The organism is Thermostichus vulcanus str. 'Rupite' (genome assembly GCF_022848905.1).
GTDB lineage: Bacteria > Cyanobacteriota > Cyanobacteriia > Thermostichales > Thermostichaceae > Thermostichus > Thermostichus vulcanus_A.
Genome location: NZ_JAFIRA010000064.1, coordinates 1 through 13,304 on the forward strand (window position 1 = coordinate 1; position 13,304 = coordinate 13,304).

Annotated in this window: 12 protein-coding genes and 2 pseudogenes; 5 read left to right on the top strand and 9 right to left on the bottom strand. The window is 53.7% G+C overall.

Features of this window, described 5'->3' with window-relative positions; genetic code table 11:
- Nucleotides 1–104: pseudogene (locus tag JX360_RS16070) on the top strand (IS5/IS1182 family transposase); the annotation flags it as partial.
- Nucleotides 105–119: 15 nt separating this feature from the next.
- On the opposite strand, the gene JX360_RS16075 reads toward JX360_RS16070, so the two are convergent.
- The 4 genes and pseudogenes from JX360_RS16075 to JX360_RS16090 all read right to left on the bottom strand — a co-directional run bounded on the left by JX360_RS16075 (nucleotide 120) and on the right by JX360_RS16090 (nucleotide 2,409).
- Entirely contained in the window at nucleotides 120–290 is a 171-nt protein-coding gene (locus JX360_RS16075) for a hypothetical protein (RefSeq protein WP_244352950.1), read from the bottom strand.
- 154 nt (nucleotides 291–444) lie between these two features.
- Nucleotides 445–1,071: pseudogene (locus tag JX360_RS16080) on the bottom strand (polysaccharide deacetylase family protein).
- Nucleotides 1,072–1,153: 82 nt separating this feature from the next.
- Nucleotides 1,154–1,735, bottom strand: coding sequence for a Uma2 family endonuclease (locus JX360_RS16085; RefSeq protein WP_244352954.1), 582 nt, complete (start codon nucleotides 1,733–1,735; stop codon nucleotides 1,154–1,156).
- Nucleotides 1,736–1,827: 92 nt separating this feature from the next.
- Entirely contained in the window at nucleotides 1,828–2,409 is a 582-nt protein-coding gene (locus JX360_RS16090) for a Uma2 family endonuclease (RefSeq protein ID WP_244352987.1), read from the bottom strand.
- Between the two features lie 687 nt (nucleotides 2,410–3,096).
- Here JX360_RS16090 and JX360_RS16095 point away from each other — a divergent pair.
- A complete protein-coding gene (locus JX360_RS16095; RefSeq protein WP_244352956.1) occupies nucleotides 3,097–3,753 on the top strand; it encodes an alternative oxidase in 657 nt (218 codons plus the stop codon).
- 144 nt (nucleotides 3,754–3,897) lie between these two features.
- Here the strand turns inward: JX360_RS16095 and JX360_RS16100 are convergent, their stop codons facing one another.
- A complete protein-coding gene (locus JX360_RS16100) occupies nucleotides 3,898–5,175 on the bottom strand; it encodes a Zn-dependent hydrolase (protein ID WP_244352958.1) in 1,278 nt (425 codons plus the stop codon).
- A gap of 121 nt (nucleotides 5,176–5,296) precedes the next feature.
- Between JX360_RS16100 and JX360_RS16105 the strand changes: the two genes are divergently transcribed.
- Both JX360_RS16105 and JX360_RS16110 read left to right on the top strand, forming a co-directional pair.
- Nucleotides 5,297–5,995: a GntR family transcriptional regulator gene (locus JX360_RS16105; protein WP_244352960.1), complete on the top strand. Its 699-nt coding sequence runs from the start codon at nucleotides 5,297–5,299 to the stop codon at nucleotides 5,993–5,995.
- A 64-nt stretch (nucleotides 5,996–6,059) separates the two neighbouring features.
- Nucleotides 6,060–6,455 (top strand): allophanate hydrolase-related protein, encoded by a 396-nt coding sequence (locus tag JX360_RS16110; RefSeq protein WP_244352962.1) that lies wholly within the window; start codon nucleotides 6,060–6,062, stop codon nucleotides 6,453–6,455.
- A gap of 77 nt (nucleotides 6,456–6,532) precedes the next feature.
- Here the strand turns inward: JX360_RS16110 and JX360_RS16115 are convergent, their stop codons facing one another.
- The 4 genes from JX360_RS16115 to rpmH all read right to left on the bottom strand — a co-directional run bounded on the left by JX360_RS16115 (nucleotide 6,533) and on the right by rpmH (nucleotide 11,251).
- On the bottom strand, nucleotides 6,533–6,796 hold the full coding sequence (locus JX360_RS16115; protein ID WP_244352964.1) for a 2OG-Fe(II) oxygenase family protein: 264 nt from the start codon (nucleotides 6,794–6,796) through the stop codon (nucleotides 6,533–6,535).
- A 159-nt stretch (nucleotides 6,797–6,955) separates the two neighbouring features.
- Complete coding sequence (gene smc, locus JX360_RS16120; protein WP_482147547.1) at nucleotides 6,956–10,531, bottom strand: chromosome segregation protein SMC; 3,576 nt, start codon at nucleotides 10,529–10,531, stop codon at nucleotides 6,956–6,958.
- 115 nt (nucleotides 10,532–10,646) lie between these two features.
- Nucleotides 10,647–11,021 (bottom strand): ribonuclease P protein component, encoded by a 375-nt coding sequence (gene rnpA / locus JX360_RS16125; protein ID WP_244352974.1) that lies wholly within the window; start codon nucleotides 11,019–11,021, stop codon nucleotides 10,647–10,649.
- Between the two features lie 89 nt (nucleotides 11,022–11,110).
- The gene (rpmH, locus tag JX360_RS16130) at nucleotides 11,111–11,251 is read right to left on the bottom strand and encodes a 50S ribosomal protein L34 (RefSeq protein WP_244352983.1); all 141 of its coding nucleotides are present in this window, start codon (nucleotides 11,249–11,251) and stop codon (nucleotides 11,111–11,113) included.
- Nucleotides 11,252–11,526: 275 nt separating this feature from the next.
- Between rpmH and dnaA the strand changes: the two genes are divergently transcribed.
- On the top strand, nucleotides 11,527–12,930 hold the full coding sequence (gene dnaA, locus JX360_RS16135; RefSeq protein ID WP_244352985.1) for a chromosomal replication initiator protein DnaA: 1,404 nt from the start codon (nucleotides 11,527–11,529) through the stop codon (nucleotides 12,928–12,930).
- The last annotated feature ends 374 nt before the right edge of the window (nucleotides 12,931–13,304 follow it).

The following is a 13,304-nucleotide window of genomic DNA, read 5'->3' on the forward strand; positions in this document are numbered from 1 at the left end:
GGTTTCGACGACTGAGTAAGGACTACGAGTTGTATACAGAGGTGAGCGAGGCGATGATTTACGGTTCATTGCTGCGGTTAATGGTGAAACGACTGGCAGCTTAATTCCCTCTTTATAAATCAGCTCTTAGGATGGGATCCCAGCTTTTCTCTGATCCATTGAAAACCCACCCAGTTTAGACCCAGTCCAAACCCAAACAACATCAGCATCAAGGCAATCTGAAACCAAACGATCGGCTGCACCATCAGATCCGCCAACAGATGGAAAAAATTGAGCACCGAATACAGCACGGTCACCGCAAAATGGGTTCTGCGGAACGGGAGCGAATCATTAAAACAAAACAAGGATCTTGATCTGAAAATGGCTCATAACCCATGCCCTCCTATGCCTCAGCACTGCAGTGGAACTCAAGGTGATCTAAGCCAAAAAAGGAGGTCGCTCCCTCTAGTGTACTGAGCGGGATCCCTGTTCAGAGATCTTCCGCCAGTGGTGGGCAATATCGATTCGCCGACAGAGCCAAACCTGCTCATGGGCCTGGACATAATCCAAAAACTTAGCCAGGGCCAAAGCCCGACCGGGACGCCCCACCAACCGACAGTGCAAGCCTACACTCATCATTTTCGGTGCGGTTTTCCGCTCTTGGTAGAGCATGTCAAACGTATCCCGCAAATGGGCATAGAACTGACGATAACCGTGGCTGGCAATTTCCCAATCGGCCTCTTGCATGGCTGCCACTGCTTCAGGGTTACGAGCCAAAGCCATCGCCACCCCAAACACCGTCACCGGGATCCCACGCTGAGTAAACAACCGATGCAGCCGCCAAAACCCAGCCCGGCTGCCATACTCGTACAGCGATTCCATATTCATGTGGCGCACCCCCGGCAACGGCACCGCCCCCACTATTTCCGATAAAAATGCCTCGGAAGCAGGATCCCCGTGCAAGATGCAGTTTTCTCCCCCCTCTTCGTAGTTGACCACAAATTGCACAGCAACCCGCGCCTGATGGGGTCAGTAGGGGTGAGGCGGAGTACGGCCATAACCAACCAGGTCACGGGGATAAAACTCAGACATGGTGAGATTAACTCAGGGAACGGGATTCAGAAAACCCCCACATCATAGACCCGATGGAGCCGGTTCCATGGCACCCCAACCTTCAAGCAGACCAAATCTTTCTAATCGGCAAGGTGAACCCCGGCAAAACCGCCTCCCCCGATAGCGTTTCCGGATCCTCAAGCAGTTGCGGAGCTTGGCCTTCTCGATAGATCATCACCCGCCGAGTCTTGGGATCCAACAACCATCCCAATCGGCAGCCATTGTCCATGTACTCCTGCATCTTGGCCTGGGTCTGACCCCAAGAGTCCGTCGGGGAGAGAATCTCCACCACAAAATCTGGACACAAGGGCAAAAATCCCTGTCGCACTTCCGGATCCAAAGCCTCCCACTTTTCAATCGGAATCCAGGCCAAATCCGGAGAACGATCGCTGCCCGAAGGCAAAGAAAATCCTGTCGAAGAATCAAAACTCTTGCCCTTGCCCACCTGCCGATTCCATACAAAAACTTCACCACCTATTTCAAAATTGAGGTTGCCAGTTTCACCTCCGGTTGGGGCCATGATGATCAATTCTCCTCGGGCAGTGCGTTCCAGCTTCAGCTCAGGATTAGCGGCACAGAGCCGGATGAAATCCTCCCGCGTCAGGGTCATCAATGGGGTTAAATCAAGCGTTAAGGCTGTCATGGCAGTTTAACTCCGGTTACTTTTAGTGTACCCCTCGGTATCTTTTCTAGAAGAAATCGTGAAATCTGTGAAAAACCAAAATATCAAGAATGTCAAGCAGACCAAATCTTTCTAATCGGCAAGGTGAATCCCGGCAAAACCGCCTCCCCCGATAGCATTTCCGGATCCTCAAGCAGTTGCGGAGCTTGGCCTTCTCGATAGATCATCACCCGCCGAGTCTTGGGATCCAACAACCATCCCAATCGGCAACCATTGTCCATGTACTCCTGCATCTTGGCCTGGGTCTGACCCCAAGAGTCCGTCGGGGAGAGAATCTCCACCACAAAATCTGGACACAAGGGCAAAAATCCCTGTCGCACTTCCGGATCCAAAGCCTCCCATTTTTCAATCGGGATCCAGGCCAAATCCGGAGAACGATCGCTGCCCGAAGGTAAAGAAAATCCTGTCGAAGAATCAAAACTCTTGCCCTTACCCACCTGCCGATTCCAAAGGGTTAGGTCTGTGGTGATCTCGGCATTCCAGTGACCCGTCTCACCTCCGGTTGGGGCCATAATGATCAACTCTCCTTGGGCAGTGCGTTCCAGCTTCAGCTCAGGATTAGCAGCACAGAGCCGGATGAAATCCTCCCGCGTCAGGGTCATCAATGGGGTTAAATCAAGCGTTAAGGCTGTCATAGCAGGTGAATTGGCGTTCATAAGGCCAGTCTACTTCTCCCCAGCAGCTCAAAACCTGAGTTTCCAAGGCTAAACCGACCCAGACTTGAATCTGAGGTTCAATGCGCTCGATGTGGCTCAGTATCGACTCAAACCGTTCCAGACTGGAGAACTCTCGCTGTCGCAGCTTTATTTGGTCTTATCCGTCAAGGCTGTAGAGTGAACCAAGGTCAATTCACCCTTTATTTTACAACTCGGATGTTGCTTAATTCGAATGACTTTTGTATTCTAGCTGTAGGACAAATCTCCCGCTTTCCTGCCAGAACTAAACGGGATCGAAATAGGCCCAATGGACTGTCTAGACTGGGTTCCAGCATCATTTCTTCTCAATTAAATATCTTAAAATTAGTAATCACATCTTTACAAGAGTTTGTATTCTCGGTCTTTGAATCACTCTTAAGAGAATCCTTAGGATCCAGCAAAGTCTGATGATACCTCCTTTTCAGAAATAGTGTTCACAGTGACCCATTTAATTCGAAGCACAGCCTCTGTAAGGCAAGCTAGATTGGACTTTAGTGAACACTTAAGAGATTGACCCAGATCTAAACTTCAGCCTCAGAACAGTCCACGAGTCATTAGGCATTTTTCAGGACTAGGTCTTAGATTCTGGTGCAGGTCTCACTACAGACTGTCACAGGAGATTTTCCCATGATTCGTTTGCTGGTTGCCATTCTTGCCTTCGTGATTAACGTTCTCTATCGTAATCGCCCCTATCCCAGGTTCTATGTGCTAGAGACAGTGGCTCGGGTTCCTTATTTCTCCTATCTTTCGGTCTTACACCTCTACGAAACGCTGGGCTGGTGGCGCAAAGCAGACTGGCTCAAGGTACACTTTGCCGAGTCTTGGAATGAACTCCATCACCTGTTGATCATGGAAGAATTGGGAGGCGACAAAGCTTGGTTTGACCGTTTTCTCTCCCGTCATGCTGCCTTAGTTTACTACTGGATTATCACCTTCATTTACTTGGTTCATCCTCGTGCTGCCTATCACTTTATGGAGTTGGTGGAACAACACGCCTACAAGAGCTACGATGCTTTTCTCAATAGCCACGAAGCTGAGCTAAAAGCCCAACCGGCAACCGACGTGGCTATTCGCTACTACCGGGATGGTGATCTCTACATGTTCGATGAGTTTCAGACCGCTCACGTACCTGCGGAGCGTCGCCCCCAAATGAATACTCTGTATGATGTTTTTGTGGCTATCCGGGACGATGAAATGGAGCATGTAAAAACCATGCAAGCCTGTCAGAAACCGGAAGCCAGCGAAACGTTCAAAAGCCCCCACACTGTTGCTCAGGCAAGCTAATCTCATCCCAAAATCAGCAACTAAAAGTCAAGACATTGAATGAAGAATTAAATTAAATAGAGCCATATCCAGCTCACAAGGGATCCCTACTCTTGGCTTGGGTATGGCTTTTTCTTTCATTTTTTACCCTGTTTATCCTGCCCGCTAACTCAGCTCATCCACCAAGGCGGCCAACAACTGCCAGCCCAAGGCAAAATCCATCATATCCATCGCTTCATCGGCATTGTGACTGCCATTCTCATTGCGCACAAACACCATGGCCGTCGGGATCCCTTGGTTGGCAAACACTGCACAATCATGCCCTGCCCCGCTGGCCATCGCCATCGTCGGGATCCCTTGTTGTTGGGCCAAGGTTTTCAATTTTTGGCGCAGGTTGACATCCATCAAACCGGGCAGGGCGTTGGTCAATTCCCCTAGGTCGATTGTGACCCCGCGGCGCTGGCCAATGTCGGCGGCAACTCCTCTCAAGTAAACGTCAGTTGCCAACAGAGCTGAGTTATCTTCGCTGCGAATATCCATCGTGAACTGAACTTCACCGGGTACTTTCGTCAGGGTATGGTGCTCGGGATTGGTGCTAAATTCTCCGACTGTGGCCACAAAATCAATCCCATCCGCTTCCCGCTGTAACCAGTGTTGTTCTAGCGCATGGACAAACTCTACTCCCGCCAAGACCGCATCCTGACGCAGATGACGAGGCACCGCCCCCGCATGGGCATAGCGGCCCTGAATCCGACAGTGACGGTAGCGCAAACTGCCCCGGATCCCCGTTACGATCCCCACCGGGATCCTGGCATCCACCAGTGCTGGCCCCTGTTCAATGTGCAGTTCCAAATAACAGTGGATGTGCTGGGGACGCAGATAGGCTTCCCCCTGGCGTAGGCGCTCTGGCTGAAAACCGGACATCCGCATGTGCTCTGCTAGGCTCAAGCCCGTATCCGCACGCTTTAAGTTATCTAGCAAATCTGGAGGGAGCAAGCCAAAAGCAGCCCGACTGCCAATGTAAGGAGCCGGGAACCAGCACACCTCTTCCGCCCGACACCCCATCACCGTGACACTGCGGGCCGGGATCCGACCCAAGCGTTTTAAGCGGGCCAGTACCATCAAACCCGCCACCACACCGGCAGCTCCATCGTAATTTCCCCCGTGAGGCACCGAGTCCAGATGGGATCCGATCAGGATCTGGGGAGCTGAGGGATCCCGTCCAAGCAAGGTCATGTAGAGATTACCCGCCGCATCGGTCGCCACCTCTAAGCCCAAGTCACGGGCGGTTTGGGCCATCAAGTGATGGGCGACGTTTTCCCCCGCACCATAGGTATCACGGGTAATACCCGGAACATCTGTCGTGTGCCGGCAAAGGCTCTCAAACAACTGCTCTGCCTGCGCCATCTCCGGGGCAGTGGAAGTTTCTAACGTGGGCATCATGAAAAAACCGACTAAGGACAGGCCGAGGCAAGGGATCCCATCGGCTGCTTTTAGTGTATACCGTATGCTTATTGGTGATAAGCTGGTAACTAACCTCCGTTTTGTTTTGTGAGGGGTTCCCTTGACTGCTGCATTGCGTTCTCTGCCTCGCAAAGAGTCTTTGTACGAGCAAACCTATCAGGCACTACGGGAAGCGGTTCTTTCCGGTCGTCTAGCACCAGGTGAGCGCTTGGTAGAGACGGTTCTGGCCGAGCAACTGCAGGTGAGCCGTACGCCCATTCGAGAAGCCCTACGGCAACTGCAACGGGAGGAGTTGCTCATCCTTGGCCCCAGTGGTGGCTTGCATGTGCCTGTCTTTTCAGAACAAGATGCTGCTCAGCTGTACGATTGCCGACTGGCTCTAGAGCACCTCTCCGTCATGGGATCCTGCCAACAGGCCAGTGCCAGCCACCTGGAAAGAATGCGGGATCTGGTGCAACAGGCGGAGCAGCTGACGAGTATACCCCTGGCCGAACAGGATCCGCAGGCACTCTTGGATGTGGACTACCGCTTTCATCACCTATTGGCGGAGAGTTCTGGCAACCGCTGGCTGGTCTCTCTGCTGGATCAGGTGTTTGACAAGATGGTGCTCTTACGTCTGCAAACCACCCACCACAATCCGGGCGTTCTGGAGGTGCGGGTGGAGCATCGCCGGATCTACGAGGCCATTGCCCGACGGGATCCGATTCTGGCCACCCAGTTTATGAGTGAACATCTGGTCGCCAGCAAAGCCAGGGTAATTCGGGAAGTTCAGCAGATGCGTCAAGGCCAATCCGCGTGAGTCAGGAGAGAGCGGGTGCACCTGGCTCAGTTCACATTCTTGTTTTTGTCTTGAGGAGTTCACAATGCAACGCATTTTTATCTGTGGTTCTGCTCTCACGGGCCAGCCGGATCATGCCAACGTGCAAAATGCCCGCTTTATTGGGCCTGTGCGCACCCAGCCTCACTATCGGATGCATGCGGTGGAATGCGGATGGCACCCTGGCGTGTATGAGGTGGAATCGGAGGGTGTAGCCTTGGCGGGAGAACTATATGAAATGACCTCCGAGCAATATGAGGCTCTGCTGGCTTCTGAGCCACCTCATCTGTACCCTGGCCAAGTCAGTCTTGAAGACGGCAGCCTCGCCATCGCCATGATCTACCCCAAATCTTTGGTGGAAAAACATCAATGGCCGGATATTTCCCACTTTGGCGGTTGGGCGGCCTACAAAGCCAGCCAACTGTCCCTAGCCTCTGCCTAGTTTGATACGCCTACTGATGACCACCGCCAACATCTGCTGCTGAGGGTTTTCAAAACACTACTCCTGACGCAGACGAGCTATTCTCCCTGTTGGTTGCGAACCTCTAAACCACCCACGGAGTCTTGAGACAGCAGGGTAATACTACTGTAATCGGTGTGGGCGGCGGCACGGGTTTGCCCCGCTTGTAGGTGTTCTGGCAAAGGCGGGTAGTGCAACATGCGCAAAATAAAATGCTGCCGATCATGACGACTGGCAAAATAATCTACCGGCAACTGCAAAGCCAAGGCAAAAGCTCGCAAAATGTGTCGGGTCGCCATACTGGCGGATTCAAAGAAAGACAACACCCTCTCCCGGAATATCGCCACTTCTGGGGGTCAGAGGTTGGGGTGGTTGAGTCACCAGCATCGCCAGTCTAAATCGCAGAGAAACCCTTCTCACGCTAGTCAAGATGGGATCCGAAAATCGGTAGCCTAGAGTACGGGATCCCGGCGGATTGTGGATCAGCCAACGTGAGGGGTGGGGTTGGTCAAACCAATCACCTGCGTATAAGCCCCCCGAGCTTGGGTTACCCCAATCGTGCGTTCTGCCTTTTCGATCATGGGGCGGCGCAAACTCACCACCAAAAACTGCGCTTGGCGAGATTGTTGCCAAATCATGTTGGCCAGTTTCTCCACATTGGCCCCATCCAAAAACATGTCTACCTCATCAAAGGCATAAAAACTGGAGGGCCGGAACCGTTGTAGCGCAAAAATAAAGCTCAGGGCTGTCAAGGATTTTTCTCCCCCTGACATAGAGCTGAGACGACGCACCGGCTTACCTTTGGGGTGAGCCACCAGGGTCAGGCCGCCGGACAACGGATCCTCTGGGTTTTCCAATTCCAAATGACCATCGCCATCAGACAGTTGGGCAAAAATGGTCTGAAAATGGCTATCGACGGCATGAAAAGCATCCAAAAAAGCTTGGCGACGCAGGGTGGAAAAGTTTTCGATGCGCAGCAACAATTCCGTGCGTTCTTGATTCAGGGTTTCCAATTTGGCACTGAGATCCGTGAGGCGAACTTGGGTCTCTTCATATTCGGTGATCGCCAACATATTCACCGGCTCAAGAGAACGCAGTTTATCTTCCGTTTTGCGCTTTTGTCGTTGCAGCTCCTCTAGGGTTAGGGAGGCAGGTAGCTCGGGAAGCGGATCCGGCAAGTCTTGGGCAGCCGCTTGCCGTTGCGTTTGTAGTTGGGCCAGCAGGGCTTCTTTTTCCTGTTGTTGGGTGAGGGCGTTGTAGCGCTCCCAATCGAGGCGTTGGATTTGCTGTTGTTGGGCTCGCACCTGGAATTCCTGTTGATCCCGTTCTTGGCGTAGGTGGGCTAGGCGGGCATCGATCTCGCTCAGGTGTTGCCGCTGTTCAGCCAGGTGATCCTGGGTTTGGCGAAGGGTGGCTTGGGCTTGGGCAATCTGCTCCTGCAGATGGGCCTGGCGCTGTTCACTCTCTTGGATGCGTTCCTGATGTTGCTGCACTTTGGCCCGATTCAGGTGTTGCTGGGTGGCGTTTTCCTGCCGTTGCCGCTCCAGTTGGGTGAGCTGGTGCTGCAGTTCTGCTAGGTGACTTTCCTGCTGCTGCACCGTTTGCTGAATCTGTTGCCAATGTTGGTTTACCGGGGATCCCTCTAGTTGGCTGAGTTTAAGGGTGAGATCCGCCAGGCGTTGCTCCAGAGGCACCCAATAGAGTTGGATTTGCTCAAGGCGGGCTTGAATGTGTTGATTTTCGGTATGCAGTTGTGCCAGGGATCCCTGCAATTGTTGCAGGCGGGCCTGCTGATTTTGGCAATCGGATTGGTGGCGTTCCAGGTATTGCTGGGCTTGCAGGGTATCTTGGCGGGCGAGCAGCAGGGCTTGGGTGAGGTGTTTCTCGCGGGCTTGGCCAGCTTGCAACCGTGGGATGAGGGCTTTGAGCAGGTCTTCAAGGTCATCTAGGCGGGCCCGCAATTCATCCACTTCCGAGTGTTCACTGGCGGAAAAATGGATCCCTTGCCGCTGCTGGCTGATACCACCCGTAATCGCCCCGGAGGTTTCCAGAAGCTCCCCTTCCAAAGTGACGATGCGGTGCTTGCCGATGTGGGGTTGGGCCAATTCCAGACTTTCAAAAACCAGGGTGGAACCGAGGACAAAACCAAACACATCCCGATAGCGATCTTCAAAACGAACCAAGCGAATGGCATAGTCGACCAGGCCGTTCAGCTTGAGGGGGGCGGGGGGGCGGGTAGTTTGGAGCTTATTCAAAGGCAGAAAGGTGGCTCGTCCCACTTTTTCCCGCTTCAAAAAGTTCACGGCACTGACGGCAACGGTATCATCTTCTACCACCACAAACTGCAACCGACTACCCGCAGCGATCTCCAACGCCAGTTGATACTGCGGATCTACCTGTCCCAGTTGGGCCACCAACCCCAACACTCCCGGCAGACGGGCACTCAACACCGCTTGGGTGGCACGGGATCCCTGGGATTCTTGCAGCACTTGGCGGCGGGTTTCCAATTTATCCAGTTGCCGTTGTTTGCTATGCAGCTCGGCGGTGAGGCGTTCGTGGGTGGCCCGATCCAACTCCAAACTAGATTGCAGTTGCGATAATTCTTGGGCCAGGGTTTGCACTTGGGTTTCTGCTTGCCGACAGGACTGTTCCAAATCCGCGGTGAGCGCAAGATGGGATCCCAGCCAATCCTCGATCTGGGCAATTTCCATTTGGGTGTCTTGGCTTTGCCGTTCCAGTTGTCGTTGTCGTTCTTGTAGACGAATGTGCTCCTGCTGTAGGGGCTCCTGTTCGGCGCGGATCTCCTCAATGTGGCGGGTTAAATAGCGCTGTTGCTTCACCCAAGCATCCGAAGATTGGGCCAGAGCCCGCAGCTGTTCCCGGCTTTGCTCCAGGGTGGTTTGGGCTTTTTGCTGTTGTTCTTGCAGGCATCTGTGAGCTTGGGTCAGTTGGGCTTGCTCGGTTTGGAGCTGTTGTAGCTCTGAGTCCAAACGGTGCAGTTGCTCTTGCCACTGTTGGCGCAGGTGCTGGCCTTGGGCAATCTCCTGCTGCCAAGTTTCGATCTGTTGGCTGGTCTGTTGGAGCTGGGCCTCGGCGGTGGCGATCTGGGCTTGCCGCTGCAGGTATTCTTCTTCCCCGAGGGCGTGGATGCGGCTTTGCAGGTCGGTTAGGGTGGCTTCTGTCTGTTGCAACTGCTCATGCCATTGCACCAATTCAGCAGTGGCCTTCTCTTGCACCTGGATCAATTGTTGAATCGAGCCTTGGGTTTGCTCCACTTGGGTTTGTAAATGTTGCCAAAGGAGCACCTGTTGTTGCTGTTCTAGGGTTTCCAGGTGCAGCCGCAATTGCTGGTATTGTTGGGCCTTTTCACTTTCTTTGAGGAGCCGCTCCCCCTGGGCTTGCAGCTCCTGTTCGATTAGCCGAAAGCGCTCAATTTGCTCTCGAACTGCTTCTAGCTTGTTGTTGGCCTGGGCAATTTTGCGATCAAAGGTGGCTACCCCCGCCAATTCGTCGATGATCTGCCGCCGCTCTTTGGCGTTCATGGAAATAATGCTGGTCACATCCCCTTGTAAAACGACGTTGTAACCGTTCGGGTAAATGTGCATCGCCTCCAATTGTTCGTGCAGCTCACTCAGGGTGCAGGGGACATCGTTGATATAAAAAGTGCTGGTATAGGCGGGCGAATCGGGATCCTCTCCCCGTCCAGGGCTGACCCGCAGGCGGCGGCTCACCTTCCATTCCCTTGGGGGGGCCGCTCCATTGCCAGCTCCATGGGTACCCACATGTCCGGATCCCTGCCCCAGATCAAAGGTCACCGAAACATGGGTCTCCACCCGGCGATGACTATGGAGACTGCCGGAATGCACCAAATCCAGCAGCTTTTCCGCCCGCATCCCCCGCGAGGAAGACAACCCCAGCGCAAACAAAATCGCATCGAGAATATTGGACTTGCCAGAGCCATTTGGGCCAGAAATGACCGTGAAACCCGGCAACAACGGCATCGAGGTCGTGCTACCAAAAGACTTAAATCGGGTCAACTCAATCTGCTTGACGTACATGACACTGTACATCTAGTGTGGCCACCACCAGATGATGGCAACAGGCTAGCATGGGTAGCGGAACTTGCGTAGCCAACCTGCATACCCAACCCACTCTTCACCACTGAGGGAAGGATTAATCGGGATCCCTAGACTGCACCTCTAGCAAATCCGCCTTTTGCAACAGCCGCTGCACTTCCACCTGTAACTGCCCCCAGCTCCAGTTCAATACACCAGCTTTGGGGATCAACAGCAGTCGGTATCCGGGTTTCAGGTTTGGACAAAGAGACCGGAGGATTTCCCGTAACTGGCGCCGCAACCGATTTCGCCGTACCGACGATTTGCTCACTTTTCTGCTGATCACCAACCCCACTTGGCTGGGGATCCCTTCCAGCTCCGGGGGCATCGGGTGAAACAGTAAGGTCAAACCCGCACTGGAGCGACGCTGGCTTGCCCGATACAACGCCTGAAAAGCCCGCCGCTCCCGCAATCGATGATGAGCAGGCAACATTGGAGAGGGATCCCATCTGGAAATTGAATCTATGTTAAAGAATCAAAAGAAGCATGAGCTGAGCCAGCGCGGATCCTGATATCCAAGCCTCAGGAAACTGCCAGACGATGCCGCCCTTTGGCTCGCCGCCGTCGCAAAACTTGACGCCCGGTTGCAGTTTGCATTCTGGCCCGGAACCCAGAGACTCGGATCCGTCTGCGATTGGTGCCGCGAAGGGTACGCTTGGTCATGGTGAGGAACCCGTGAGGTCAGTAAATGTTGAATCGTTGAATCTAAATGTTGAATCCGTTTAATGCTGGTGACGAGACGAAGGCTCACCTGCGCAAGACCCAAGTTCAGTTCACTTCCAGCTAGTCACGGGTTTAAGATTGTAGCAAACTTACTTGGAATTTGCTAGATTGGCCACCCTGCCCGAAGCAGCTAAATTGGGGTATCCTGAGTCCCTGCCGAGGGATCCCGGCAGAGGATCCGCTCGGTCATTGACTTATCGCGTTGGGTGTGTTGCGTGGATATCTCCCTGGATCAACTCTGGGATGAGGCTTTGGGGCACCTACAGGTGCAACTGAGCCGTCCAACCTTCGAGGCTTGGATTAAGACGGCTCGAGCCGAATCGTTGGTGGATAATCGCCTTACCATCTGTACCCCGAGCGAGTGGGCGCGGGGCTGGCTGCAGAAACACTATGCCCCCACCATCACCGAAGTTGTACAGCGGGTAGCGGGGATCCCTTTGCAGGTGGAGTTTTCCGTTTCTCCCCACGCCCTCGCTGAAGAAGAAGCCCACTCAACTGCCATTTCCTCAACATCCCGCAGCAGCAGCAGTTTGCCTGCTTCCGCCACCCTAGGACTGGAGGTGAATGGCGGCCTGCCGATGCGAGCGCCGGATCTCAACCCCAAGTATTCCTTCTCCCGCTTTGTGGTCGGCGCCAACAACCGCATGGCTCATGCTGCGGCCCTAGCGGTGGCCGATAAACCCGGTCGCGCCTACAACCCTCTTTTTCTCTGTGGTGGGGTTGGGCTGGGGAAAACCCACCTGATGCAGGCGATTGGTCACTACCAGCTGGAGGCGGATCGTCGCGCCAAGATTTTTTATGTGTCGACCGAGCGCTTCACCAATGATTTGATCGATGCCATTCGCCGCGATGGTATGCAATCGTTTCGGGAGCATTACCGGGATGTTGATGTTTTGCTAGTAGATGACATCCAGTTCATCGAAGGTAAAGAATACACCCAAGAAGAGTTTTTTCACACCTTTAATACTCTGCATGAATCCGGCAAACAAATTATCCTGGCTGCTGATCGCTCCCCTCATCTGATCCCCCGCCTCCAGGAACGGCTCTGTTCCCGCTTTTCCATGGGCTTGATCGCCGAGATTCAATCGCCCGATATCGAAACCCGCATGGCCATTCTTAAGAAAAAAGCCGAATACGAGGGGATGAATCTACCTGCCGGGGTAATCGAGTACATTGCCACCACCTATACCAACAACATCCGCGAGTTAGAAGGGGCTTTGATTCGAGCAGTGGCCTATGTCTCCATCTCCGGCCTGCCGATGAGTGTAGAGACCATTCAGCCCATCCTCAACCCCCCCACCGAACCGAAAGAGATCACCGCCGATATTGTCATTAGCGTGGTTTGTGAAGAATTCGGCATCGACCGCGACAGTCTTCTCGGCTCCTCCCGCAAGCGGGACATCAGCCAGGCGCGGCAAGTGGCGATGTTTTTGATGCGCCACCATACCAACCTCAGCCTGCCCAAAATCGGCGATTACTTTGGGGGGAAAGATCACACCACAGTTCTCTATAGCTGCGAAAAGGTCAGTCAGTTACAGCGGGAAAGTCTGCAATTTGACCGACAACTGCAAAACTTAGCGGAACGGCTGCGGGTCACCGCCAACAACCGAGACCCCTAAAGGGGCGCAAGTTTTGGGGGTCTAGGCTTTGGAGCCGAGGCACCTGCTATGCCAGCGTTGGACATATTTCGGACAAGGGGTCACTTTGTCATCACATCGCCTTCTTTCATCCGCCAGCACAAGGTGTGGCGGTATTCCTGGCGAATTGAGATTGTACCGGTCAATTGATCAGCAGTGGGATCCCACGCAGTCAAGTGCAGGTACAGCTGGGGATGGGGCAAAAGGTCTACCAAGATCCGTCGCAGTACTCCGCCTATACCGCGAAGCGGTTAGGGGGTGGTGTTCGCGTAGCGTGCTGTAGGCATAGCGGCGGGCGACCGGAGGGAGCAATCACTCAATCTCAGCTTGTTGTTGGATGTACTGAGTCAGCACTG

Coding starts and splice junctions, on each gene's coding strand:
- JX360_RS16085 (WP_244352954.1), bottom strand. CDS start 1,735: ATGACAGCCTTAACGCTTGATTTAACCCCATTGATGACCCTGACGCGG.
- JX360_RS16090 (WP_244352987.1), bottom strand. CDS start 2,409: ATGACAGCCTTAACGCTTGATTTAACCCCATTGATGACCCTGACGCGG.
- JX360_RS16095 (WP_244352956.1), top strand. CDS start 3,097: ATGATTCGTTTGCTGGTTGCCATTCTTGCCTTCGTGATTAACGTTCTC.
- JX360_RS16100 (WP_244352958.1), bottom strand. CDS start 5,175: ATGATGCCCACGTTAGAAACTTCCACTGCCCCGGAGATGGCGCAGGCA.
- JX360_RS16110 (WP_244352962.1), top strand. CDS start 6,060: ATGCAACGCATTTTTATCTGTGGTTCTGCTCTCACGGGCCAGCCGGAT.
- smc (WP_482147547.1), bottom strand. CDS start 10,531: ATGTACGTCAAGCAGATTGAGTTGACCCGATTTAAGTCTTTTGGTAGC.
- rnpA (WP_244352974.1), bottom strand. CDS start 11,021: ATGTTGCCTGCTCATCATCGATTGCGGGAGCGGCGGGCTTTTCAGGCG.
- rpmH (WP_244352983.1), bottom strand. CDS start 11,251: ATGACCAAGCGTACCCTTCGCGGCACCAATCGCAGACGGATCCGAGTC.